A 21888-nucleotide genomic window follows, 5' to 3' on the forward strand; every position below is an offset into this window, starting at 1 on the left:
AGAAAAGATGAAGTATCAGCTAAACGCTACAGAAGCGCGCGTGATTGGGTGCTTGCTCGAAAAACAGGTCACCACCCCGGAGCAGTATCCGCTCTCCGTCAACGCCGTGACCATGGCCTGCAACCAGAAGACGAACCGCGAGCCGGTCGTGAACCTCAGCGAGCATGAGGTTCAGGACGTGCTGGATGCGCTGGTAAAACGCCATTATCTGCGCACCGTCAGCGGTTTTGGTAACCGCGTGACCAAATACGAACAGCGCTTTTGTAACTCTGAATTTGGCGACCTGAAGCTGAGCAGTGCGGAAGTGGCGGTCATCACCACGCTGCTGCTGCGCGGGGCGCAAACGCCGGGTGAACTGCGCACGCGTGCCTCCCGTATGCATGAGTTCGCGGATATGCAGGAAGTTGAACAGGTTCTGGAAGGGCTGGCTTCACGTGAAGACGGCCCTTACGTGGTGCGTCTGGCACGCGAGCCGGGTAAACGTGAAAGCCGCTATATGCATCTCTTCAGTGGTGAAATTGATATTTCAGATAAATCGATTATCCCCGATATCACTGTGGGTGACGACGATTTGGCTGCCCGCGTGGCGGCGCTGGAAGACGAGGTCGCAGGACTGAAACAGCGTCTGGATGCCTTGCTGGCTCATCTGGGAGATTAATAGTGAAAAAATTACGTATAGGCGTGGTGGGGCTGGGCGGCATCGCGCAAAAGGCCTGGCTTCCGGTATTAGGCGCGGCGACGGACTGGACCCTGCAAGGGGCATGGTCACCCAGCCGGGAAAAGGCAGAACGTATCTGCGAAACCTGGCGCATGCCGTATGCAAACTCTCTTTTGGATCTGGCCCGCGAGTGCGATGCGGTGTTTGTTCACACCTCAACGGCAACCCATTATCAGGTCGTGAGTGAGCTCCTTAATGCAGGCGTCCACGTCTGTGTGGATAAACCGCTCGCTGAAAATGTACAGGACGCCGAACGGCTGATTGAGCTGGCGGCGCGTAAAAACCTGACGCTGATGGTCGGTTTCAACCGCCGTTTCGCCCCGCTTTACCAGCAATTAAAGGCGCAGTCCGGCAGCTTCGCTTCGCTGCGCATGGATAAACACCGCACCGACAGCATTGGGCCAAACGATTTGCGCTTTACGCTGCTGGATGACTATCTGCACGTGGTGGACACGGCGCTGTGGCTCGCCGGCAGCCAGGCGCAACTGCAAAGTGGGACGCTCCTGACGAACGAACAGGGTGAGATGGTCTATGCCGAACATCATTTCGCGATTGAGCATCTGCAGATAACGACCAGCATGCACCGTCGTGCGGGCAGCCAGCGCGAGAGCGTTCAGGCCGTCACCGACGGCGCACTGTACGACGTTACCGACATGCGCGAATGGCGGGAAGAGAAGGGCAGCGGCGTGGTGATGCAGCCGGTCCCGGGCTGGCAGAGTACCCTTGAGCAGCGCGGTTTCGCCGGTTGTGCCCGCCACTTTATCACCTGCGCGCAAAATCAGACGGTTCCTGAAACCTCCGGCGAACAGGCCATTATGGCGCAGCGCATTGTGGAACGGCTGTGGCGCGAAGCCATGAGTGAATAACTCGCGGTAACATCTGCGGATAGTAATTCGTTGAAATCCGGTTAGACTAAGCGCCGCTTGTTGGCTTTGCCGGGTGGCGCTTACGCTTACCCGGCCTACACATCCGTATGGTTCTGGAAATTCACGTTAATGAACTTATTAAAATCGCTGGCAGCCGTCAGCTCGATGACCATGTTCTCACGCGTACTCGGTTTTGCGCGTGATGCGATTGTGGCAAGGGTCTTTGGTGCAGGGATGGCAACGGACGCCTTTTTCGTCGCGTTTAAATTGCCGAACCTGCTGCGTCGTATTTTTGCTGAAGGGGCATTTTCCCAGGCGTTCGTTCCCATCCTGGCGGAATATAAAAGCAAACAGGGTGAAGACGCGACGCGCGTATTTGTGTCGTATGTCTCCGGACTGCTGACGCTGGCCCTCGCCGTGGTGACCGTGCTCGGGATGCTGGCCGCGCCCTGGGTGATAATGGTGACCGCACCCGGTTTTGCCGACACGGCCGATAAATTTGCCCTGACCACGCAGCTGCTGCGCATTACCTTCCCCTATATTTTGTTGATCTCGCTGGCCTCGCTGGTGGGGGCGATTCTGAACACCTGGAACCGCTTCTCCGTTCCGGCGTTTGCGCCGACGTTTCTTAATGTCAGCATGATCGGTTTTGCCCTGTTCGCCGCGCCGCATTTCAACCCGCCGGTGCTGGCGCTGGCGTGGGCGGTCACCGTGGGTGGCGTACTGCAGCTGGCGTATCAGCTGCCGCATCTGAAAAAAATTGGCATGCTGGTGCTGCCGCGCATCAATCTTAAAGATGCCGGGGCGATGCGCGTCATTAAGCAAATGGGGCCCGCCATTCTTGGCGTCTCCGTCAGCCAGATCTCGCTTATCATCAACACCATTTTTGCCTCTTTCCTGGTCTCCGGCTCGGTTTCCTGGATGTACTACGCGGACCGGCTGATGGAGTTTCCGTCCGGAGTGCTGGGCGTGGCGCTGGGGACAATTCTTCTGCCGTCGCTGTCGAAGAGTTTTGCCAGCGGTAATCATGATGAATACTGCCGCCTGATGGACTGGGGGTTACGCCTCTGTTTCCTGCTGGCCCTGCCAAGCGCAGTGGCGCTGGGTATTCTGGCCAAACCGCTCACGGTGTCGCTCTTCCAGTACGGGAAATTCACCGCGTTTGACGCCGCCATGACCCAGCGGGCACTGATTGCCTATTCGGTCGGATTGATGGGGCTTATCGTCGTCAAGGTACTGGCGCCGGGCTTCTATTCGCGTCAGGACATCAAAACGCCGGTGAAAATTGCCATCGTGACGCTGATCATGACGCAGCTGATGAACCTGGCGTTTATTGGTCCCCTGAAGCATGCAGGTCTGTCATTATCGATTGGTCTGGCAGCCTGTCTGAATGCCGGGTTGTTGTACTGGCAGCTGCGCAAGCAGGATATTTTCACGCCGCAGCCAGGCTGGGCGAGTTTCCTCGTGCGTCTGATCGTTGCGGTACTGGTGATGTCTGCTGCGTTACTGGGCATGATGTCTATCATGCCGGAGTGGTCCCTGGGCACCATGCCTTACCGTCTGATGCGGTTGATGGCCGTGGTTGGCGTTGGGGTGGTGGCTTACTTTGCCACACTCGCCGTGTTGGGTTTCAAAGTGAAAGAGTTTGCCCGCCGTACGGCATAAACGCCAAAAGGGGAGTTCACCTTAGGGTGCTCCCCATTGCATGATTTGTCGCTTATGCTTCAAATCGAAATCTTTTTAACACCCGCAATACGCGCCGTCGCCGTCTGACCATCCGCACCGTACAATCCGGTCTCTTTATGCGGTTTCAGCACCTCAAGCGCCTGCTGGTTACGCTCAATCTGACCTTCCAGCAGCCAGCCGTTATGCTGATTAAGATCGCGCAGATGCTGGGTTTTTTCTGTAATGGTCTGCCAGCGCTCAACAATATCGTCATTGGCGCTGCGCTTAGGATCTTGCTCAGCGCGGCGTTGTTGCTCCAGATAATCCAGCGTCGCCAGAAGCGAGCTTTTATCTTCAGTAATACGCTGCAACGCGCTGCCGTTGATGTGACCGGAAGAGAGATGCTGTTGCTCAGCGTCCATTACCGTTTTCAGGTCGTTCAGGACAACCGTCATTTGATCCAGTATTTCTGACAGTCGACTCATACGGTTAGTTACTCTGTAAGAAACTCTGTGCTTCCTGAATCAGGGCATCAGCGATTTTGCTGGTGTCCATTTTCAGTTCACCGTTACGAATAGCCGTTTTCAGCGCTTCAACACGTTCCATATTGATGTCGTTGCTGCCTGGCTGCATCAGTTTTGCCTGCGCATCGCTCAGGGTTACGCTGGTGCTGTTGGAGGTTGACGGTTTTTCCAGACGCGTCTTCTGAGGGGACGCGTCATTCGTTTCGCGAGGTTGTACAGCGCTTACCGGCTTCAGGGCTGATGTACGATCAATGCTCATAGTGTTGTCCTCATCGAGGGTTCGCGGCGTTTGCGCCTGACATCATCATTAGTTGAATATTTATCGGCACGCGCAGCGAAATCTTTAAAAAGATTATAGGTTAATCAGAATATTCCCATCAGAATCGACGGTTCCGCTAACCACCTGGCCTGAGGACATTCTGACGCGGGCGTTTTGCGCTACCGCGGCATTGTTCAACGCTTTCCCTTCACTGTTGATACGAAAGCCATCTCCGTTGGCCACGACCATGACCTGTTGACCGGCTTTGACCCGCCATGCCTGACGCAGCATCGAGATCTGTATCGGCTGACCCGGGGCGACGTCGCGCAGGCTGACGGCGTCCTGTGCCTGGTTAATATCCAGCATGGTTCGTGGTGGCAGTTGATCGAGACGGCCACGTTTCAGCGTCACGCTGTTTGTTTGCAGTACGCTGCCGCGCGCAATGGGCACGGCGGCAACAACATAATTGCCCGTCGCCTGAACTGCAACCTGTAAATAGCGTTTTTCGTTGGCGCAACGTGCCAGTACGTTCACATTTCCCCACAGCTTTGTGAACCCCACCACGCTGAATGACGGCTGGTCACACGTCGGGTACAGATTCGGTGGCGTGCGCACGCTGACGGTGACGTCATCACTAAAGCCTGCCAGTTTTTCCGCAAAAAAAGCCGTGAGCCGATCCTGCAGACCGTCAGCCTGCACCAGGGGGCTTAAGAGCAAGAGAGTCGCCACCAGACCACGTTTTAACGTTTGCATCGTCAGTTCCACCGTTTCCAGAGTTGAACAAATTCTACCTGCAGTGGTTTTGCATCAACGGAATAAATAGCGACGCATTTTGCGCTTATTCCGTCGATAGGGGAGACCGGGTGAGATTTAAGCTGTGAACTGAAATTTTGCCATCAGCGGAGGAGACATGCTCGATAAACTCGACGCCGCGTTACGTTTTCAGCAGGAAGCGCTCAATTTACGCGCCCAGCGGCAGGAGATTTTAGCCGCCAACATCGCTAACGCCGATACCCCGGGGTATCAGGCGCGCGATATTGATTTTTCCAGTGAACTCAAAAAGGTGATGGAGCGTGGACGTGCCGAAGGAACGGGTGTTGCACTCGCCATGACTTCCTCTCGCCATATTCCTGCTCAGGCGATGACCGCGCCAACGACCGATTTACTTTATCGCATCCCCGATCAGCCTTCACTCGACGGTAACACCGTGGATATGGACCGGGAGCGCACGCAGTTTGCCGATAACAGCCTGAAATACCAGACGGGCCTGACCGTACTCGGCGGACAAATCAAAGGCATGATGAACGTCCTGCAGGGGGGTAACTGATAGATGGCGTTGCTGAATATTTTTGATATCGCCGGCTCGGCGTTAACCGCTCAGTCCAAACGTCTGAACGTGGCCGCCAGTAACCTGGCGAATGCGGACAGCGTAACCGGACCTGACGGACAACCTTATCGTGCCAAACAGGTTGTCTTTCAGGTCGATGCTGCGCCAGGCGCGGCGACGGGCGGCGTGAAGGTTGCTGATGTGGTCGAGAGCCAGGCCCCGGACAGGCTGGTATATGAGCCAGGTAACCCGCTCGCGGATGCCAACGGATACGTGAAAATGCCCAACGTGGATGTGGTGGGTGAGATGGTGAACTCCATGTCGGCTTCCCGTAGCTACCAGGCCAACGTCGAAGTGCTTAATACCGTGAAGAGCATGATGCTCAAAACACTCACTCTCGGCCAGTAAAGGAGACATGCATGTCCATCGCCGTAAATGTGAATGATCCTACGAACTCGGGTGTCAGTAACACCAAAAGTTCGACAGGTTCTAACTCCCTGACGGGGAGTAACGCCGCCGATCTTCAGGGCAGCTTTCTGACGCTGCTGGTGGCTCAGCTGAAGAACCAGGATCCTACTAACCCAATGCAGAACAACGAACTGACCACGCAGCTTGCGCAGATCAGTACCGTGAGCGGCATTGAGAAACTCAACACAACCCTTGGTTCCGTCTCCGGACAGATTAACAGCGCCCAGTCTCTGCAGGCGGCAAGCCTGATTGGTCATGGGGTGATGATCCCGGGAACCACGATTCTGGCGGGCACCAGCACCACCGATGGCAACGCCACAACGACGACAACGCCGTTTGGCGTTGAGCTGCAGCAGCCGGCTGACAAGGTGACCGCGACGATCACCGACGCAACCGGTGCCGTGGTTCGCACCATCGACATTGGTGAACTGAAGGCGGGCGTTCACACCTTTACCTGGGATGGCACCCTCACCGACGGCACCAAAGCGCCAAACGGTTCCTACAAAGTGGCAATCAGCGCCAGCAAAGGGACAACCCAGCTGGTGGCGCAGCCGCTGCAGTTCGCGCTGGTCCAGGGCGTGATTAAGGGGAGCGACGGCAACAAACTGGATTTGGGTACCTCTGGTACCACCACACTCGACGAAGTTCGGCAGATTATCTAAGCCTTAACACTTATCAGGAGTAAGTCATGGCCTTTTCTCAAGCGGTCAGCGGCCTGAATGCTGCGGCCACCAACCTGGATGTCATTGGCAACAACATCGCCAACTCCGCGACCTATGGTTTTAAATCCGGTTCTGCTTCCTTTGCAGATATGTTTGCCGGTTCTAAAGTAGGCCTGGGCGTTAAAGTGGCGGGCATCACTCAGGACTTTACCGACGGTACTACCACCAACACCGGTCGTGGTCTGGACGTTGCTATCAGCCAAAACGGTTTCTTCCGTATGGTTGATTCCAACGGTTCAGTGTTCTACAGCCGTAACGGTCAGTTCAAGCTGGACGAAAACCGTACGCTGGTCAACATGCAGGGCATGCAGGTGACAGGCTACCCGGCAGCGGGTACCCCACCGACGATTCAGACAGGTGCGAACCCTCAGGCTATCACCATTCCGAATACGCTGATGTCGGCGAAAGCCACCACCACCGCCTCACAGCAGATCAACCTCAACTCCACCGATCCTGTGCAAACTGCCCCGTTCGATGCGACCAACCCGGATACCTATAACAAAAAAGGGACCGTGACCGTCTTCGACAGCCAGGGTAACGCCCATAACATGTATGTCTACTACGTGAAGACAGCCAACAACAAATGGGATCTTTACACGCAGGACGGCAGCGTAGCGGGTTCTACCGCGACGAAAGCGGCGCAGATGAACTTCGATGCCAACGGTAACCTGGCGGGCGTTTACAACTACAACGCTGCGGGTGTACTGAGCGCAACGCCAAACACCACGCCGGCCATTAACATCACCACCGGCTCTGTCGGCGGGGCGACGGCGGCGACCTTCTCCCTGAGTTTCCAGAACTCCATGCAGCAGAACACCGGCGCCAACAGCGTGGTGGCAACCAATCAGAACGGCTACAAGCCGGGTGACCTGGTGAGCTATCAGATCAACGACGATGGCACCGTGGTCGGTAACTACTCCAATGAACAGACTCAGGTTCTGGGTCAGATCGTGCTGGCTAACTTCGCCAACAACGAAGGTCTGAAATCTGAAGGCGATAACGTCTGGTCGGCTACCCAGTCCTCCGGTGTGGCGCTGCTGGGTACGGCAGGCACCGGTAACTTCGGCAAGCTGACCAACGGCGCGCTGGAAGCATCCAACGTGGATATGAGTAAAGAACTGGTGAACATGATTGTCGCGCAGCGTAACTATCAGTCGAACGCGCAGACCATCAAAACCCAGGACCAGATCCTCAACACGCTGGTTAACCTGCGTTAAGCGGCTAACAGGAAAGCGCAATGGATCACGCAATATATACCGCGATGGGCGCGGCAAGTCAGACGCTCAATCAGCAGGCTGTTACCGCCAGCAACCTGGCAAACGCCTCTACGCCGGGCTTTCGCGCGCAGCTCAATGCGCTGCGCGCGGTGCCGGTGGAAGGATTGTCTCTGCCGACCCGTACGCTGGTCACGGCCTCTACTCCTGGCGCCGATATGACGCCAGGGCAGATGGACTACACCTCGCGCCCGCTGGACGTTGCCCTGCAGCAGGACGGCTGGCTGGCGGTGCAAACGGCGGACGGCGGCGAAGGCTATACCCGTAACGGGAATATCCAGGTGAGCGCGACGGGGCAGTTGACGATTCAGGGGCATCCGGTGATGGGGGAAGCGGGTCCGCTGACCGTGCCGGAAGGTTCTGAGCTGACCATCGCCGCGGACGGCACCATTTCGGCGCTGAACCCGGGCGATCCGGCCAATACCGTTGCACCTGTCGGACGTCTGAAACTGGTTAAAGCGGAAGGCAAAGAGGTGCAGCGTGGCGACGACGGCATGTTCCGTCTGACCCAGGCGGCGCAGGCGACGCGGGGTGCCACGTTACAGGCCGACCCGAGCATCCGCGTGATGTCCGGCGTTCTGGAAGGCAGTAACGTCAAGCCGGTTGAGGCCATGACCGACATGATCGCCAGCGCCCGTCGTTTTGAAATGCAGATGAAAATCATCAGCAGCGTGGATGAAAACGCGGGCAAGGCTAACCAACTTCTGGCTATGAGTTAACAGGACTCCTTATGATCAGTTCTTTATGGATCGCGAAAACTGGCCTCGACGCCCAGCAAACCAATATGGACGTGATTGCCAACAACCTGGCAAACGTGAGCACCAATGGTTTCAAGCGTCAGCGCGCCGTTTTCGAAGATTTGCTTTATCAAACCATCCGCCAGCCGGGCGCGCAGTCTTCTGAACAGACGACGCTGCCATCGGGTCTGCAGATCGGTACCGGTGTTCGTCCAGTGGCCACCGAGCGTCTGCACAGCCAGGGCAACCTGTCTCAGACCAACAACAGTAAAGATGTGGCGATCAAAGGCCAGGGCTTCTTCCAGGTACAGCTGCCTGACGGGACCTCTGCCTATACTCGCGACGGCTCGTTCCAGGTCGATCAGAACGGTCAGTTGGTCACGGCGGGCGGTTTCCAGGTTCAGCCTGCGATTACCATCCCGGCAAACGCCCTGAGCATCACCATCGGCCGTGACGGCGTGGTCAGCGTGACCCAGCAGGGACAGGCCGCGCCTGTTCAAGTGGGACAACTCAACCTGACCACCTTCATGAACGATACCGGCCTGGAAAGCATTGGTGAGAACCTCTACACCGAAACGCAATCCTCCGGTACGCCGAATGAGAGCACGCCTGGTCTGAACGGCGCGGGCCTGCTCTACCAGGGCTATGTAGAAACGTCCAACGTGAACGTGGCGGAAGAGCTGGTGAATATGATCCAGGTCCAGCGCGCGTATGAAATTAACAGTAAAGCAGTGTCGACGACCGACCAGATGCTGCAGAAACTGACGCAACTCTAAGGTGAAGCCCGGTGCGGTAAACGCCGCACCGGCTCCCTGTTTTCGAAGATGAAGGCAATGCAAAAAAACGCGGCGTTTCGTTATCCGATTCTGACTGTTCTGGCCGTCTCCCTTAGCGGATGTGCCTGGATCCCGTCTAAACCATTGGTCCAGGGTGCGACGACTGCCCAACCCGTTCCTGGCCCCGCGCCAGTTGTCAACGGCTCTATTTTCCAGACCGCGCAGCCGATTAATTACGGTTATCAGCCGCTGTTTGAAGATCGCCGCCCGCGTAACGTCGGCGATACCCTGACCATTGTGCTGCAGGAAAACGTCAGCGCGAGCAAGAGCTCGTCGGCGAATGCCAGCCGCGATGGCAAAACCAATTTTGGCTTCGATACTGTCCCACGCTACCTGCAGGGACTGTTCGGCAACGCGCGAGCAGATGTCGATGCCTCTGGCGGCAATACCTTTAACGGTAAAGGTGGCGCGAACGCCAGCAACACCTTCAGCGGCACGCTGACGGTCACGGTTGACCAGGTGCTGGTTAACGGCAACTTACACGTTGTGGGTGAAAAACAGATCGCCATTAACCAGGGCACTGAATTCATTCGTTTCTCAGGCGTGGTTAACCCTCGCACCATCAGCGGCAGCAACACCGTTCCGTCCACTCAGGTGGCCGATGCGCGCATTGAGTACGTCGGTAACGGCTATATCAATGAAGCGCAAAATATGGGTTGGCTGCAGCGCTTCTTCCTTAACTTATCGCCAATGTAAGCGAGGTGACCCATGTTTAAATCGATCTTCGCCGTGGCGCTGGCGCTGGTGGCTACGTTTGCCCAGGCTGACCGTATTCGCGATCTCACCAGCGTCCAGGGCGTGCGCGAAAACTCGCTGATTGGCTATGGCCTGGTGGTCGGTCTGGATGGTACCGGTGACCAGACAACCCAAACGCCATTCACCACCCAAAGCCTGAACAATATGCTTTCCCAGCTCGGCATTACCGTGCCGGCGGGAACCAACATGCAGCTGAAAAACGTGGCCGCGGTGATGGTCACCGCCTCCTACCCGGCGTTTGCGCGTCAGGGGCAGACCATTGACGTGGTCGTCTCCTCCATGGGTAACGCCAAAAGCCTGCGCGGCGGTACGCTGCTGATGACCCCGTTGAAGGGTGTTGACAGCCAGGTCTATGCGCTCGCGCAGGGCAATATTCTCGTCGGCGGTGCAGGGGCATCCGCAGGCGGAAGCAGCGTGCAGGTGAACCAGCTGAACGGTGGGCGTATCACCAACGGTGCGATCATTGAGCGTGAATTGCCAACCCAGTTCGGGTCGGGCAACACCATCAACCTGCAGCTTAATAATGAAGACTTCACGATGGCACAGCAAATTGCCGATACCATCAACCGCAACCGCGGTTACGGCAATGCAACGGCTCTCGATGCGCGTACCGTGCAGATCCGTACCTCTACGGGCAACAGCAACCAGGTGCGCATGCTGGCCGATATCCAGAATATGGAAGTCAACGTTCCGGTACAGGATGCGAAGGTGATCATCAACTCTCGTACGGGCTCGGTGGTGATGAACCGGGAAGTGTCGCTGGACAGTTGCGCTGTTGCCCAGGGTAACCTCTCTGTGACGGTCAACCGCTCGGCAAACGTCAGCCAGCCTGATACGCCATTTGGCGGTGGTCAGACGGTGGTAACACCGCAAACGCAGATTGATATGCGTCAGAGCGGTGGATCGCTGCAGAGCGTTCGCTCCAGCGCCAACCTGAACAGCGTGGTACGCGCCCTGAACGCCCTGGGGGCAACGCCGATGGATCTGATGTCCATCCTGCAATCCATGCAAAGCGCGGGCTGCCTGCGCGCCAAACTGGAAATCATCTGATGCTGACCGATAGCAAACTGTTGACCAGTGCCGCCTGGGATGCCCAGTCGCTTAACGAACTGAAAACCAAAGCAGGAAAAGACCCGGCGGCGAATATCCGCCCGGTCGCCCGCCAGGTGGAAGGGATGTTTGTCCAGATGATGCTGAAAAGCATGCGTGAAACCCTGCCGAAAGACGGGATGTTCAGCAGTGATTCAACGCGTCTGTACACCAGCATGTATGACCAGCAGATTGCGCAGCAGATGACCGCCGGTAAAGGCCTCGGTCTGGCTGACATGATTGTGAAACAGACCGAAGCCGCGCAGGGCATTCAGCCTGAAGAGCAGCCGCAGCAGGTACCGATGAAGTTCGACCTGCAAACGGTGACCAGCTATCAGAACCAGGCCCTGACGCAAATGGTGCGCAAGGCCATACCCAAAGCCACGAGCAGTAATGATGAGCCGCTCTCCGGTGACAGCAAAGACTTCCTGGCGCAGCTTTCGCTGCCTGCGCGTCTTGCCAGTGAACAGAGCGGCGTGCCGCATCACCTGATTCTGGCTCAGGCTGCGCTGGAGTCGGGCTGGGGACAGCGCCAGATCCGTAAGGAAAACGGCGACCCAAGCTTCAATATCTTTGGTGTCAAAGCCACCGCCAGCTGGAAGGGGCCGACAACGGAGATCACGACTACCGAATACGAGAACGGCGCCGCGGTGAAGGTCAAAGCAAAATTCCGCGTCTACAGCTCGTATCTGGAAGCCTTGTCCGATTACGTGGGGCTGCTGAGCCGAAATCCGCGCTATACCGCTGTGACGCAGGCGGCGACGGCGGAGCAGGGGGCGCAGGCCTTACAAAACGCCGGCTACGCGACCGATCCGAACTATGCCCGTAAGCTCACCAGCATGATCCAGCAGCTGAAATCCATGGGCGAGAAGGTCAGCAAAGCCTATAGCACAGATATTGAAAATCTGTTCTGAAAGTTCTCAAGTCCCGGTGGAGGTTGCCGATAACCTTCATCAGGACTTGTGTCTGAACGTATAAAAGGAACCCCCATGTCCAGTTTGATTAACAGCGCCATGAGTGGCCTCAGTGCTGCACAGGCGGCACTCAATACCGTCAGTAATAATATTTCAAGCTATAACGTGGCCGGCTATACCCGCCAGACCACGGTGCTGGGCGCATCTAACAGCACGCTGACCGGCGGTGGCTGGGTGGGTAACGGGGTTTATGTCTCCGGTGTCCAGCGTGAGTATGACGCTTTCATTACCAACCAGCTGCGCGCCGCACAGACGCAAAGCAGCGGGCTGACGACGCGCTATCAGCAGATGTCAAAAATCGACGATGTGCTCTCCGATACGACCAACTCGCTCTCCACCACGTTGCAGGACTTCTTCAAGAGCCTGCAAACGCTGGTGAGCAACGCGGAAGACCCGGCGGCACGTCAGACGGTGCTGGGTAAAGCGGGCGGTCTGGTGAATCAGTTCAAAACCAACGATCAGTATCTCCGCGACCAGGATGCGCAGGTAAATACCGCCATCTCGAGCAGCGTTTCACAGATCAACAACTACGCGGCACAGATTGCCAATCTGAACGATCAGATTTCTCGTCTGACCGGCGTAGGCGCGGGCGCGTCCCCTAACGACCTGCTTGACCAGCGCGACCAGCTCGTGACTGAGCTCAACAAAATCGTGGGCGTGGAAGTCTCCGTACAGGATAGCGGTACGTTTAATATCTCTCTCGGCAACGGGTATACCCTGGTGCAGGGGAGCAAAGCGAGCCAGCTGGCGGCCGTGAAGTCCAGCGCCGATCCGGCGCGTACCACCATCGCCTATGTCGATGACGTGGCCGGGAATATTGAGATCCCGGAAAAGTTTATCACCAACGGCTCTTTAGGCGGTTTACTGACCTTCCGTGCGGAAGATCTGGATAAAGCCCGTAACAGTCTGAACCAGATGGCGCTGGCCTTTGCCGATGCGATGAACACCCAGCATGAAGCCGGTTTTGATGCTAACGGTGATGCTGGCGGCAAGCTGTTCGACTTCGGTTCTCCGGCGGTGCTGTCCAATAGCAAAAACGGCGGTTCCGCCGTTGTCACGGCGTCTGTGACGGACAGTAAACAAGTCCAGGCGACAGATTATACCCTGCAGTTTAATGGCACTGACTGGACGGTCACCCGTACATCAGACAAAACCAGCTTTACGATGAGCCCGGACGCCAGCGGTAATCTGGCGTTTGATGGACTTAAGGTCAATGTGAGCGGCACGGCAAACACCAAAGACAGCTTTACCGTGAAGCCTGTTGCCAACGTCATTATGAACATGGATCTGGCCATCAGCGACGAGTCCAAACTGGCCATGGCTGCGGTGCAGAATGGCGGTGAGAGCGACAACCGTAATGGCCAAAAAATGCTTGATCTGCAAAACGGCAAAGTGGTCGGTGGCAACAAAACCTTCAACGATGCGTATGCCTCTCTCGTCAGTACCGTAGGTAGCACGACGGCGTCACTGAAGGTGAGCAGCCAGACGAAAGCCAATGTGGAAACCCAGTTAATCAAGCAGCAGCAGACCATCTCTGGGGTAAACCTCGACGAAGAGTATGGCAATTTGCAGCGTTATCAGCAGTATTACCTGGCCAATGCCCAGGTGTTACAGACTGCCAGTACGCTCTTTGATGCAATTATCAACATTCGTTAAGGTTGAGGTGAAAAATGCGTATTAGCACCCAGATGATGTACGAGCAGAACATGCGTGGGATCACCGATTCCCAGAGCAGATGGCTGAGCTACGGTGAGCAGATGTCCACCGGTAAGCGTGTTAATCGTCCGTCGGACGATCCCATCGCGGCGTCGCAGGCTATCGTTCTGTCTCAGTCTCAGTCCCAGAACAGCCAGTTTGCCTTAGCGCGTACCTTTGCAACGCAAAAGGTGTCGCTGGAAGATAGCGTGTTAACGCAGGTGAACACCGCGATCTCCAGCGTGCGCGAGAAGCTGGTTTACGCCTCGAACGGGACGTTAAGCGATGACGATCGTCTTTCTCTGGCGACCGATATTCAGGGGATCCGCGATCAGCTTATGAACCTGGCCAACACGACGGATGGTAACGGTCGCTTTATCTTCGCGGGATACAAAACCGAGAGCGCACCCTTTGATGCGGCAACCGGCGATTACAACGGTGGCACTGAGGCGATTACCCAGCAGGTTGATACGGCGCGAACGATGGCCATCAGCCATACCGGACAGCAGATTTTCAACAGCATCACCAGCAATGCTGAAGAGCTGCCGGGCGGTGGATATGGCGAAACAAATATGTTCAAAATCCTTGATTCTGCTATTGCATCGCTGAAGACACCGATTGAGAACGATCCGGCAGCCGCCGCGGCGCAAAGCCAGGTGATTGCCAACACGCAGATCGGCATTAAAAACGCCCAGAACAACATCCTGACGGTCGTGGCGGATGTGGGTACCAAGATGAACGAGCTGGAAAAACTCGATACGCTGGGTGATGACCGCGCGCTGGGTCAGACAAAGCAGATGAGTGATCTGGTTGACGTTGACTGGAACGAAGCGATCTCCTCCTACACCATGCAGCAGGCAGCCCTGCAGGCATCGTATAAAGCGTTTAGCGATATGCAGGGCATGTCTCTGTTCCAGCTGAACAAATAACATCTTGACCTCTTGAAACATGTCTTGAAACTGGGCATGTTTTACTGCCCAATCCGACTGGATTGGGCATTTTTTTTATGCTGCTTCTGCCGCAGCGGAGGCGATACGTGCACTTTCCATCAGGCGAATCACCAGCGCAATGATGCCGCAGATGGTCGCCAGAGCGACTACCCCCGTCCAGCCAGCCAGCGAATAGATGTTACTGCCTAACGCCGAACCCAACGCCATTCCGATAAACACCATCGTGAAGAGCAGCGCATTAAGACGACCGCGTGCCTGCGGTTCAAGGCTGTAGACCAGGTTCTGGTGGGCGACCAGACTGGACTGCAGACCCAGATCGAAACCGACGGCAGAGAGGGCGATAAGCATCAACTGCCCATGAACACCCAGTACGGGCATCAGGAACATCAGGGCGAAGGAGACCGTCACCAGAACAGCACCAAGCTGCGTGACTTTTCCTGCGCCCAGCTTGTCCGCCAGACCCCCTGCCAGCGGGGCCGCTAACGCACCGGCGGCACCGGCAATACCAAAACCGCCCGCGACGGCACTGCCCAGGTGATAACGTTCCAGCAGCATGACTGCCAGCGTAGACCAGAAGGCGCTAAAGGCAATCGACAGAAAACCCTGAGCCAGCGCGGCGCGGCGCAGCGCCGGATAGCGACGCCACAGGTGCTCCATTGAGCGCATCAGCGCGGGGTAGCTCAGCGTGGAGTGAATGGCAAAACGGGGAAGTACAAACCACATCATTACCCCGATGAACGCAATGCTCGCAGCCGCCAGCTGGTACATGACGCGCCAGCCGAACGCTTCGCCCACCACGCCGCTCACGGTCCTTGATAATAAGATACCCAGCAGCAGCCCGGTCATTACCGTGCCCACAGTTTTCCCCTGTTTGCCTTCCGGGGCGAGGATCGCCGCGGCGGGAACAATATCCTGTGCCATGGTGGCGGCCATACCGATAAGCAGGCTTGCTACCAGCAGAGAGTGGAGCTGCCCGGTCAGGCTACAGCCGAGGAGAAACAGGGCCAGTGCCGCGCTTTTGATCAGGATTAACGTCCGGCGGTCATGACGATCGCCAAGCGGAAGCAGGAACAGGATACCTAGCGCGTAGCCTGCCTGCGTCAATGTGGGAACCAGCCCCATACCTTCAATTGTGAGATGAAGATCGGCACCCATCAGCGGCAGAAGGGGCTGGGCGTAGTAGATCGATGCCACGCTGAAGCCAGCCCCGAGGGCCAGCATGAAAATCACCCAGCGGCTTGCAGCATGGGGCATTGTAGTTGTGTTCATAGGTTGTTCCTCATTCGTCGTGTGAAGCTATTTTTCACCAGCAGGCGTTGCGTGGGTAGCCAGCCTGGTGGTAAAACGCTTATACGTTTAGCGTATAGGCCAAAAGGCAATGAAAAGAACTGAGCGTATAGACAGGGTGGAGTTGATGCGGACGTTTGTCCGCATTGTTGAGGCGGGTTCACTCTCTGCGGCGGCACGGCAGCTGGCAACAACCCAGGCCACGGTGAGCCGACGTTTACAGTCGCTTGAGACAATGCTGGGCGTGCGCCTGCTGCTGCGTACCACCCACACGACGCGGCTGACGGATGACGGCGAACGCTGCTATCAACACGCTCGTCGGGTGATTGACAGCTGGCTGGCGCTGGAAGATGAGGTGGGGCAGTCGGAAGATGAACCGGTAGGCGTGCTGCGGGTGCGGGCACCGCACGCCTTTGGGCAGGATCAGCTTCTGAAGCCGGTAACCGAATTTTTGCAACGTTATCCGCAGCTGTCTATCGAGTGGATGCTTAACGATCGGTCAGCTGATTTTCTCGGCGACAACCTTGACTGTGCGATTCGGGTGGGCGTGGAAGTCGATCCGGCGACCGTCTCCGTGCTGCTGGCTGAAGTGCCGCGCTCGGTGGTGGCTTCTCCGGCACTGCTGGCCCGTTTCCCGACGGTTAACACCCCGGAGGATTTGCAACAGCTCCCCTGGATAGCCATCAGCTCGTTCTACCAGCGTCATGTGGAGCTTTTTCACGAGGCATCACCCACTACCGCACGAGTGGCGATTACCCCCCGCCTCAGCACCGACAGCCTGTATGTTGCGCGCAATACGGCCCTCACCGGGCTTGGCGTTGCGGTCGTATCCAGCTGGACGGTACAGGATGATATTCGGGAGGGGCGGCTGGTGCATTTACTGCCAGAGTGGCAGCCGGCGGCATTACCGGTGCATCTGGTATACCCCTGGTCCCGTTATTATCCAGCGCGCTTGCGGCGCTTTCTGGAACTGATGCGGCAGGTCATGCCGGAGGTCACCGGGATGAGAAAGCCCGTACAGCAGCCATAAAAAAAGCCGACCCGGAGGTCGGCTTTTTACGTTCAGCGTCGTTATTCGACAGACTGTGGACGCGTTGCCGGGGCGGTCGCCTGGTGCGTTGCACTGTGGCCACCTGCAGCGCCTTTACCGTCGAAGTTAAATGCCGGGCGTACCCAGTCACTGTGACGCGGGGCTTCAGGCACGTATTCCGGCGCTGGCGCGCGCGTCATCGGTGCTGTCGCCACGTGGGCAGCGGCTGGTGCAGAAACAACCGGCTCTGGTTTCACCTCAGGCGCTTTCGCTTCTTCGGCTTCACGAACAGGTTCCACGGCAATCTCTACGTCCTGAACCACTTCTTCAGTGACGGTTTCGACCACAACCTCTGCGGCTTCTTCAACCGCGGCGGCAGGCTGTGCTTCTTCCACAACGCTTTCAGCCACGGCGGTGTCTTCTTCAGCAATCAGCTGTGGTGCGGCATCAACCGGCGCGGCAATCACTTCAGGATGCGTGGTTTCCACTTCTACCGCCTGCGGCGCTTCAGCTTCAACAGCCTGCGGTTCCACCACGGTAGCGGCTTCAGCCACCATTTCTTCAGCGACAGCGACAGGTGCAATCACCTCTTCGGTTACCGGCTGTTCTTCAACAACCTGCTCCGGACGAGCAACCGGGTAGCGGATCCAGACCTTACCGGAGGCCATTTCTGGCGAAGCACAGGCAATAGTCAGCGGCATTGGCGACTGGGTCGGGTAACGCTCGTCACGATAGCGACGACGGCGCTGACCGCTGACGCGCAGATGACGTGGGGAACGACGCGAACGACGTGGCATGCCGGCGTTATCACGGTTTTCACCGTTTTCATCCTGCTCTACGTTGTTGTCCACGACCGCTGGCAGGTCAACTTTTGCCAGCTGCGTACCGGCTGCGCTCTCGTTTGTTTCCGCAGCGATTGCTGGCGCTTCGGTGGCTTCGGAAGCGAAACGCACTTTCTGGGTAAGCTGGCGCTGCTTACGACGCGGCATTACCTGAGTGCGTTCTTCCTGCTCGCCGTCCTGCTGTTCAACAGGCTCTTCGCGGTTCAGGTTTTTGACTTCCTGCTGCGCCTGACGCTTCTCGTCGTTACGACGACGGTTACGTTCACGGCGTGGCTGCTGGTCGTCACGCTGTTTGCTCTTCTCAGACTCATCGCCCGCCTGCTGGCGAATTTCACGATCGTCAACGTTCTGCTGTTGTTTCTCGCGACGGTTACGACGGTTGTCTTCGCGTTGCTCACGGCCTTCGTTATTCTCAGCGCGGTTGTCACGACGTTCGCTACGGTCGTTACGGTCGCTGCGGTCATTACGATCGCGGCGGTTGTTCTGACGCTTGCGGCGGTCCTGCTGACGCTCAGGTTTAGCGGCTTTCGGCTCTTCTTTCGGCTGCTCTGGCTGAACTTCCTCGCCGGCAAACATTTTCTTCAGCGCACCGAAGAAGCGGCTCAGCAGGCCAGGCTGAGCAGGCTGGGCTTTCGCCGCTGCGGCTTCTGGTTTCTGCGTTCCGGCTTTCGCTGTCGGTTTTTCCAGCGCCGTTTCTGGCGGAGCTTCAGGCATAATAAAGGTGGCTAACGCAGGCTGCTCTGGCAGTTTGCGCTCGGCCGGCTCTTCATCGGAAGGCAGAGCCATCTCTTCTTCATGCAGCTTCGGCAGCAGGTAGCTGAGGGTCGTTGTCTCTTCGCCTTTACGGACGCGCAGCACGTGATAGTGCGGGGTTTCCATCTGATCGTTTGGCACGATGATGCAGCGAACGCCACCCTGACGCGCTTCAATGGCACTGACCGCGGCACGTTTTTCGTTCAGCAGGTAGGAGGCAATTGGCACAGGAACAATGGCGTGAACCTCTTTGGTATTCTCTTTCAGCGCTTCTTCTTCAATCAGACGCAGGATAGAGAGGGACAGAGATTCGTTATCACGCACGGTACCGGTGCCGGAGCAGCGCGGACAAACGTGATGGCTGGACTCACCCAGCGACGGGCTCAGGCGCTGACGGGACATCTCCAGCAGGCCGAAGCGAGAAATATGGCTAATCTGGATACGCGCACGATCCTGACGAACCGCTTCGCGCAGACGGTTTTCTACCGCGCGCTGGTGGCGAACAGGGGTCATGTCGATGAAGTCGATGACAATCAGACCACCCAGGTCGCGCAGGCGGAGCTGGCGGGCGATTTCATCAGCGGCTTCAAGGTTAGTGTTGAAGGCTGTCTCTTCGATGTCGCCACCACGCGTCGCACGCGCGGAGTTAATGTCGATAGCGGTCAGCGCTTCAGTGGTATCGATAACGATAGAACCGCCGGATGGCAGACGCACTTCACGCTGGAAGGCGGACTCAATCTGGGATTCGATCTGATAGTGGCTGAACAGCGGGATTTCACCGGTGTACAGTTTGATTTTGCTGGTGAAATCCGGACGGCCCAGTGCGGCGATGTGCTGGCGAGCCAGCTCAAGGACTTTCGGGTTATCGATCAGAATCTCACCGATATCCTGACGCAGGTAATCGCGGAAGGCACGCACGATGACGTTGCTTTCCTGGTGGATCAGGAACGGAGCAGGGCGGCTTTCCGCTGCTTTCTGGATAGCTTCCCAGTGCTTCAGACGGAAGCTCAGGTCCCACTGCAGCGCTTCGGCAGATTTACCTACGCCTGCGGTACGCACGATAAGCCCCATGCCATCAGGCAGTTCCAGGCTTGCCAGCGCTTCTTTCAGCTCGGTACGGTCATCACCTTCGATACGGCGAGAGATGCCACCCGCACGCGGGTTGTTAGGCATCAGAACCAGATAGCTCCCCGCCAGGCTGATAAAGGTGGTCAGTGCGGCACCTTTGTTGCCACGCTCTTCTTTATCAATCTGAACGATAACTTCCTGACCTTCACGCAGAACATCTTTGATGTTTGGGCGGCCATGGGCGTTGTAGTTTGCAGGGAAATATTCGCGGGCGATTTCTTTCAGAGGGAGGAAACCATGACGCTCAGCACCGTAATCGACAAATGCAGCTTCAAGGCTTGGTTCAATGCGGGTGATTTTACCTTTGTAAATGTTCGCTTTTTTCTGTTCGTGTCCAGGACTTTCGATATCCAGATCGTACAGGCGCTGCCCATCCACAAGGGCGACACGCAACTCTTCTTGCTGAGTTGCGTTGATTAACATTCTTTTCATCGTAACTTACTCGTTATTCTTACATTGACGACAAAGCTGCGGGCAAGGTGACGCTTTCCGGGGTATGAACCGATGGCCTCGTGTCTATTCACGTCGCCAACCTCACGGTTGTCGCTCGCTTAAGAGGCGCAGAGTGTCGGTTGCCTGTGTTTCATACGGAAACACAGCGCAATTATCAGGGGAATTGCCTGGGTAGAACTCTCCAGAGAACAATCCTTATACCGGGAAGTACTGCAACCCGCAGCCCGCTAACTGCCTGAAAGATCAATACGTCTTACGCCATTGCTGCGTGGATGATCGGTCAGACAAAATTGGTCATTCCGTCGAGATCCTTACAAAACCCGGATTTAACGCGGAAAACGGCTTCATTATTCCACTGCTAGCCGGGTTATAGCAAGATGACTTTTACCAATTATCACCCGGTTACTCACAGTTTCTTCACTTCAAGGTGGTGATTGGTTTAATAACCACCAAACCGATTGCGCGAAACAGGGGGCAGGCCGGATAAAAGTAAATATAAGCATAGAAAAATGAGTGGCGCTAATGGCTGACGATATTTAGAATCGCCCACCATGAAAACAGAGACTCCAGCCGTAAAAATGGTTGCCATCGCCGAAGACGAAGCGGGGCAACGTATCGATAACTTTTTGCGCACTCAGCTGAAAGGCGTGCCAAAGAGTATGATTTACCGCATCCTGCGCAAGGGCGAGGTGCGGGTTAACAAAAAGCGCGTCAAGCCTGAGTACAAGCTCGAAGCCGGTGACGAAGTGCGCATTCCACCGGTGCGCGTTGCTGAACGCGAAGAAGAGGTTGTGTCGCCGAAGCTGCAGAAAGTGGCGGCCCTGAGTGATGTGATCCTCTACGAAGATGACCACATTCTGGTGCTCAATAAGCCGTCCGGAACGGCGGTGCATGGCGGGAGCGGTTTGAGCTTCGGCGTGATTGAAGGGCTGCGTGCCCTGCGTCCGGAAGCGCGTTTCCTTGAACTGGTTCACCGACTTGACCGTGACACCTCCGGCGTACTGCTGGTGGCGAAGAAGCGGTCAGCGCTGCGCGCGTTGCATGAGCAGCTGCGTGAAAAGGGCATGCAGAAAGACTATCTGGCGCTGGTGCGCGGTCAGTGGCAGTCCCATGTGAAAGTGGTGCAGGCGCCGCTGCTGAAGAACATTCTGCAAAGCGGCGAACGTATTGTCCGCGTGAGCCAGGAAGGCAAACCTTCTGAGACGCGTTTTAAGGTGGAAGAGCGCTATGAGTTTGCCACGCTGGTGCGCTGCAGCCCGGTGACCGGACGTACCCACCAGATCCGCGTGCATACACAGTTTGCAGGCCATCCTATTGCGTTTGATGACCGCTATGGCGATCGCGAATTTGATAAGCAACTGGCAGGCACGGGGCTGTCGCGTCTGTTCCTGCATGCGGCAGCGCTGAAGTTTACCCATCCTCATACGGGTGAAATCATCCGTATTGAAGCGCCGCTGGATGAGCAGTTAAAACGCTGTCTGAAAGTGCTGCGTGGCTAAGTTTGCCTTCCTCCCTCTCCCTGTGGGAGAGGGCCG

General features: G+C 56.7%; 21 protein-coding genes. 16 read left to right on the forward strand and 5 right to left on the reverse strand.

The window, feature by feature from the left end:
• The first annotated feature begins 7 nt into the window (after positions 1–7).
• From C1N69_RS08480 to murJ, 3 genes are all read left to right on the forward strand, one after another.
• Entirely contained in the window at positions 8–658 is a 651-nt protein-coding gene (locus tag C1N69_RS08480; protein WP_155030995.1) for a YceH family protein, read from the forward strand.
• 2 nt (positions 659–660) lie between these two features.
• Positions 661–1584 carry a Gfo/Idh/MocA family protein gene (locus C1N69_RS08485; RefSeq protein ID WP_155030996.1) on the forward strand — a complete coding sequence of 308 codons (924 nt, stop codon included), beginning with the start codon at positions 661–663 and terminating at the stop codon, positions 1582–1584.
• A gap of 129 nt (positions 1585–1713) precedes the next feature.
• On the forward strand, positions 1714–3249 hold the full coding sequence (gene murJ / locus C1N69_RS08490; RefSeq protein WP_045285006.1) for a murein biosynthesis integral membrane protein MurJ: 1536 nt from the start codon (positions 1714–1716) through the stop codon (positions 3247–3249).
• Positions 3250–3308: 59 nt separating this feature from the next.
• Here murJ and flgN read toward each other — a convergent pair whose 3' ends face one another.
• From flgN to flgA, 3 genes are all read right to left on the reverse strand, one after another.
• Positions 3309–3734: a flagella biosynthesis chaperone FlgN gene (flgN, locus tag C1N69_RS08495; RefSeq protein WP_025755834.1), complete on the reverse strand. Its 426-nt coding sequence runs from the start codon at positions 3732–3734 to the stop codon at positions 3309–3311.
• Positions 3735–3738: 4 nt separating this feature from the next.
• Positions 3739–4032 carry a flagellar biosynthesis anti-sigma factor FlgM gene (flgM, locus tag C1N69_RS08500; protein ID WP_045285005.1) on the reverse strand — a complete coding sequence of 98 codons (294 nt, stop codon included), beginning with the start codon at positions 4030–4032 and terminating at the stop codon, positions 3739–3741.
• Between the two features lie 93 nt (positions 4033–4125).
• The gene (gene flgA, locus C1N69_RS08505; protein WP_059385705.1) at positions 4126–4785 is read right to left on the reverse strand and encodes a flagellar basal body P-ring formation chaperone FlgA; all 660 of its coding nucleotides are present in this window, start codon (positions 4783–4785) and stop codon (positions 4126–4128) included.
• A 157-nt stretch (positions 4786–4942) separates the two neighbouring features.
• On the opposite strand from flgA, the gene flgB reads away from it, so the two are divergent.
• The 11 genes from flgB to flgL all read left to right on the forward strand — a co-directional run bounded on the left by flgB (position 4943) and on the right by flgL (position 14839).
• On the forward strand, positions 4943–5359 hold the full coding sequence (gene flgB / locus C1N69_RS08510) for a flagellar basal body rod protein FlgB (protein ID WP_025755831.1): 417 nt from the start codon (positions 4943–4945) through the stop codon (positions 5357–5359).
• Positions 5360–5362: 3 nt separating this feature from the next.
• Entirely contained in the window at positions 5363–5767 is a 405-nt protein-coding gene (gene flgC / locus C1N69_RS08515; protein ID WP_025755830.1) for a flagellar basal body rod protein FlgC, read from the forward strand.
• An 11-nt stretch (positions 5768–5778) separates the two neighbouring features.
• Positions 5779–6489, forward strand: a complete 711-nt coding sequence (gene flgD / locus C1N69_RS08520; RefSeq protein WP_025755829.1) for a flagellar hook assembly protein FlgD — start codon at positions 5779–5781, stop codon at positions 6487–6489.
• Positions 6490–6515: 26 nt separating this feature from the next.
• Entirely contained in the window at positions 6516–7766 is a 1251-nt protein-coding gene (flgE, locus tag C1N69_RS08525) for a flagellar hook protein FlgE (protein WP_045285003.1), read from the forward strand.
• A gap of 20 nt (positions 7767–7786) precedes the next feature.
• Entirely contained in the window at positions 7787–8542 is a 756-nt protein-coding gene (locus C1N69_RS08530) for a flagellar basal body rod protein FlgF (protein WP_025755827.1), read from the forward strand.
• A gap of 11 nt (positions 8543–8553) precedes the next feature.
• Complete coding sequence (gene flgG, locus C1N69_RS08535) at positions 8554–9336, forward strand: flagellar basal-body rod protein FlgG (RefSeq protein ID WP_008500810.1); 783 nt, start codon at positions 8554–8556, stop codon at positions 9334–9336.
• 57 nt (positions 9337–9393) lie between these two features.
• Positions 9394–10092, forward strand: a complete 699-nt coding sequence (flgH, locus tag C1N69_RS08540; RefSeq protein ID WP_025755826.1) for a flagellar basal body L-ring protein FlgH — start codon at positions 9394–9396, stop codon at positions 10090–10092.
• 12 nt (positions 10093–10104) lie between these two features.
• Positions 10105–11202, forward strand: a complete 1098-nt coding sequence (locus tag C1N69_RS08545) for a flagellar basal body P-ring protein FlgI (RefSeq protein ID WP_025755825.1) — start codon at positions 10105–10107, stop codon at positions 11200–11202.
• On the forward strand, positions 11202–12155 hold the full coding sequence (flgJ, locus tag C1N69_RS08550) for a flagellar assembly peptidoglycan hydrolase FlgJ (protein ID WP_045285001.1): 954 nt from the start codon (positions 11202–11204) through the stop codon (positions 12153–12155). The genes C1N69_RS08545 and flgJ overlap by 1 nt, the downstream gene beginning before the upstream one ends.
• Positions 12156–12230: 75 nt before the next feature.
• A complete protein-coding gene (gene flgK, locus C1N69_RS08555; RefSeq protein ID WP_025755823.1) occupies positions 12231–13871 on the forward strand; it encodes a flagellar hook-associated protein FlgK in 1641 nt (546 codons plus the stop codon).
• A 14-nt stretch (positions 13872–13885) separates the two neighbouring features.
• The gene (gene flgL, locus C1N69_RS08560; RefSeq protein ID WP_025755822.1) at positions 13886–14839 is read left to right on the forward strand and encodes a flagellar hook-associated protein FlgL; all 954 of its coding nucleotides are present in this window, start codon (positions 13886–13888) and stop codon (positions 14837–14839) included.
• A gap of 75 nt (positions 14840–14914) precedes the next feature.
• Here flgL and C1N69_RS08565 read toward each other — a convergent pair whose 3' ends face one another.
• Entirely contained in the window at positions 14915–16129 is a 1215-nt protein-coding gene (locus C1N69_RS08565) for an MFS transporter (protein ID WP_045284999.1), read from the reverse strand.
• A 109-nt stretch (positions 16130–16238) separates the two neighbouring features.
• On the opposite strand from C1N69_RS08565, the gene C1N69_RS08570 reads away from it, so the two are divergent.
• Positions 16239–17177 carry a LysR family transcriptional regulator gene (locus C1N69_RS08570; protein WP_128338929.1) on the forward strand — a complete coding sequence of 313 codons (939 nt, stop codon included), beginning with the start codon at positions 16239–16241 and terminating at the stop codon, positions 17175–17177.
• 41 nt (positions 17178–17218) lie between these two features.
• On the opposite strand, the gene rne is transcribed toward C1N69_RS08570, so the two are convergent.
• Entirely contained in the window at positions 17219–20332 is a 3114-nt protein-coding gene (gene rne, locus C1N69_RS08575) for a ribonuclease E (protein ID WP_155030997.1), read from the reverse strand.
• A gap of 572 nt (positions 20333–20904) precedes the next feature.
• Between rne and rluC the strand changes: the two genes are divergently transcribed.
• Positions 20905–21852 carry a 23S rRNA pseudouridine(955/2504/2580) synthase RluC gene (gene rluC / locus C1N69_RS08580; RefSeq protein WP_045284997.1) on the forward strand — a complete coding sequence of 316 codons (948 nt, stop codon included), beginning with the start codon at positions 20905–20907 and terminating at the stop codon, positions 21850–21852.
• Positions 21853–21888 lie beyond the last annotated feature (36 nt).

The sequence above is a fragment of the Enterobacter sichuanensis genome, assembly GCF_009036245.1.
Classification (GTDB): Bacteria; Pseudomonadota; Gammaproteobacteria; order Enterobacterales; family Enterobacteriaceae; genus Enterobacter; species Enterobacter sichuanensis.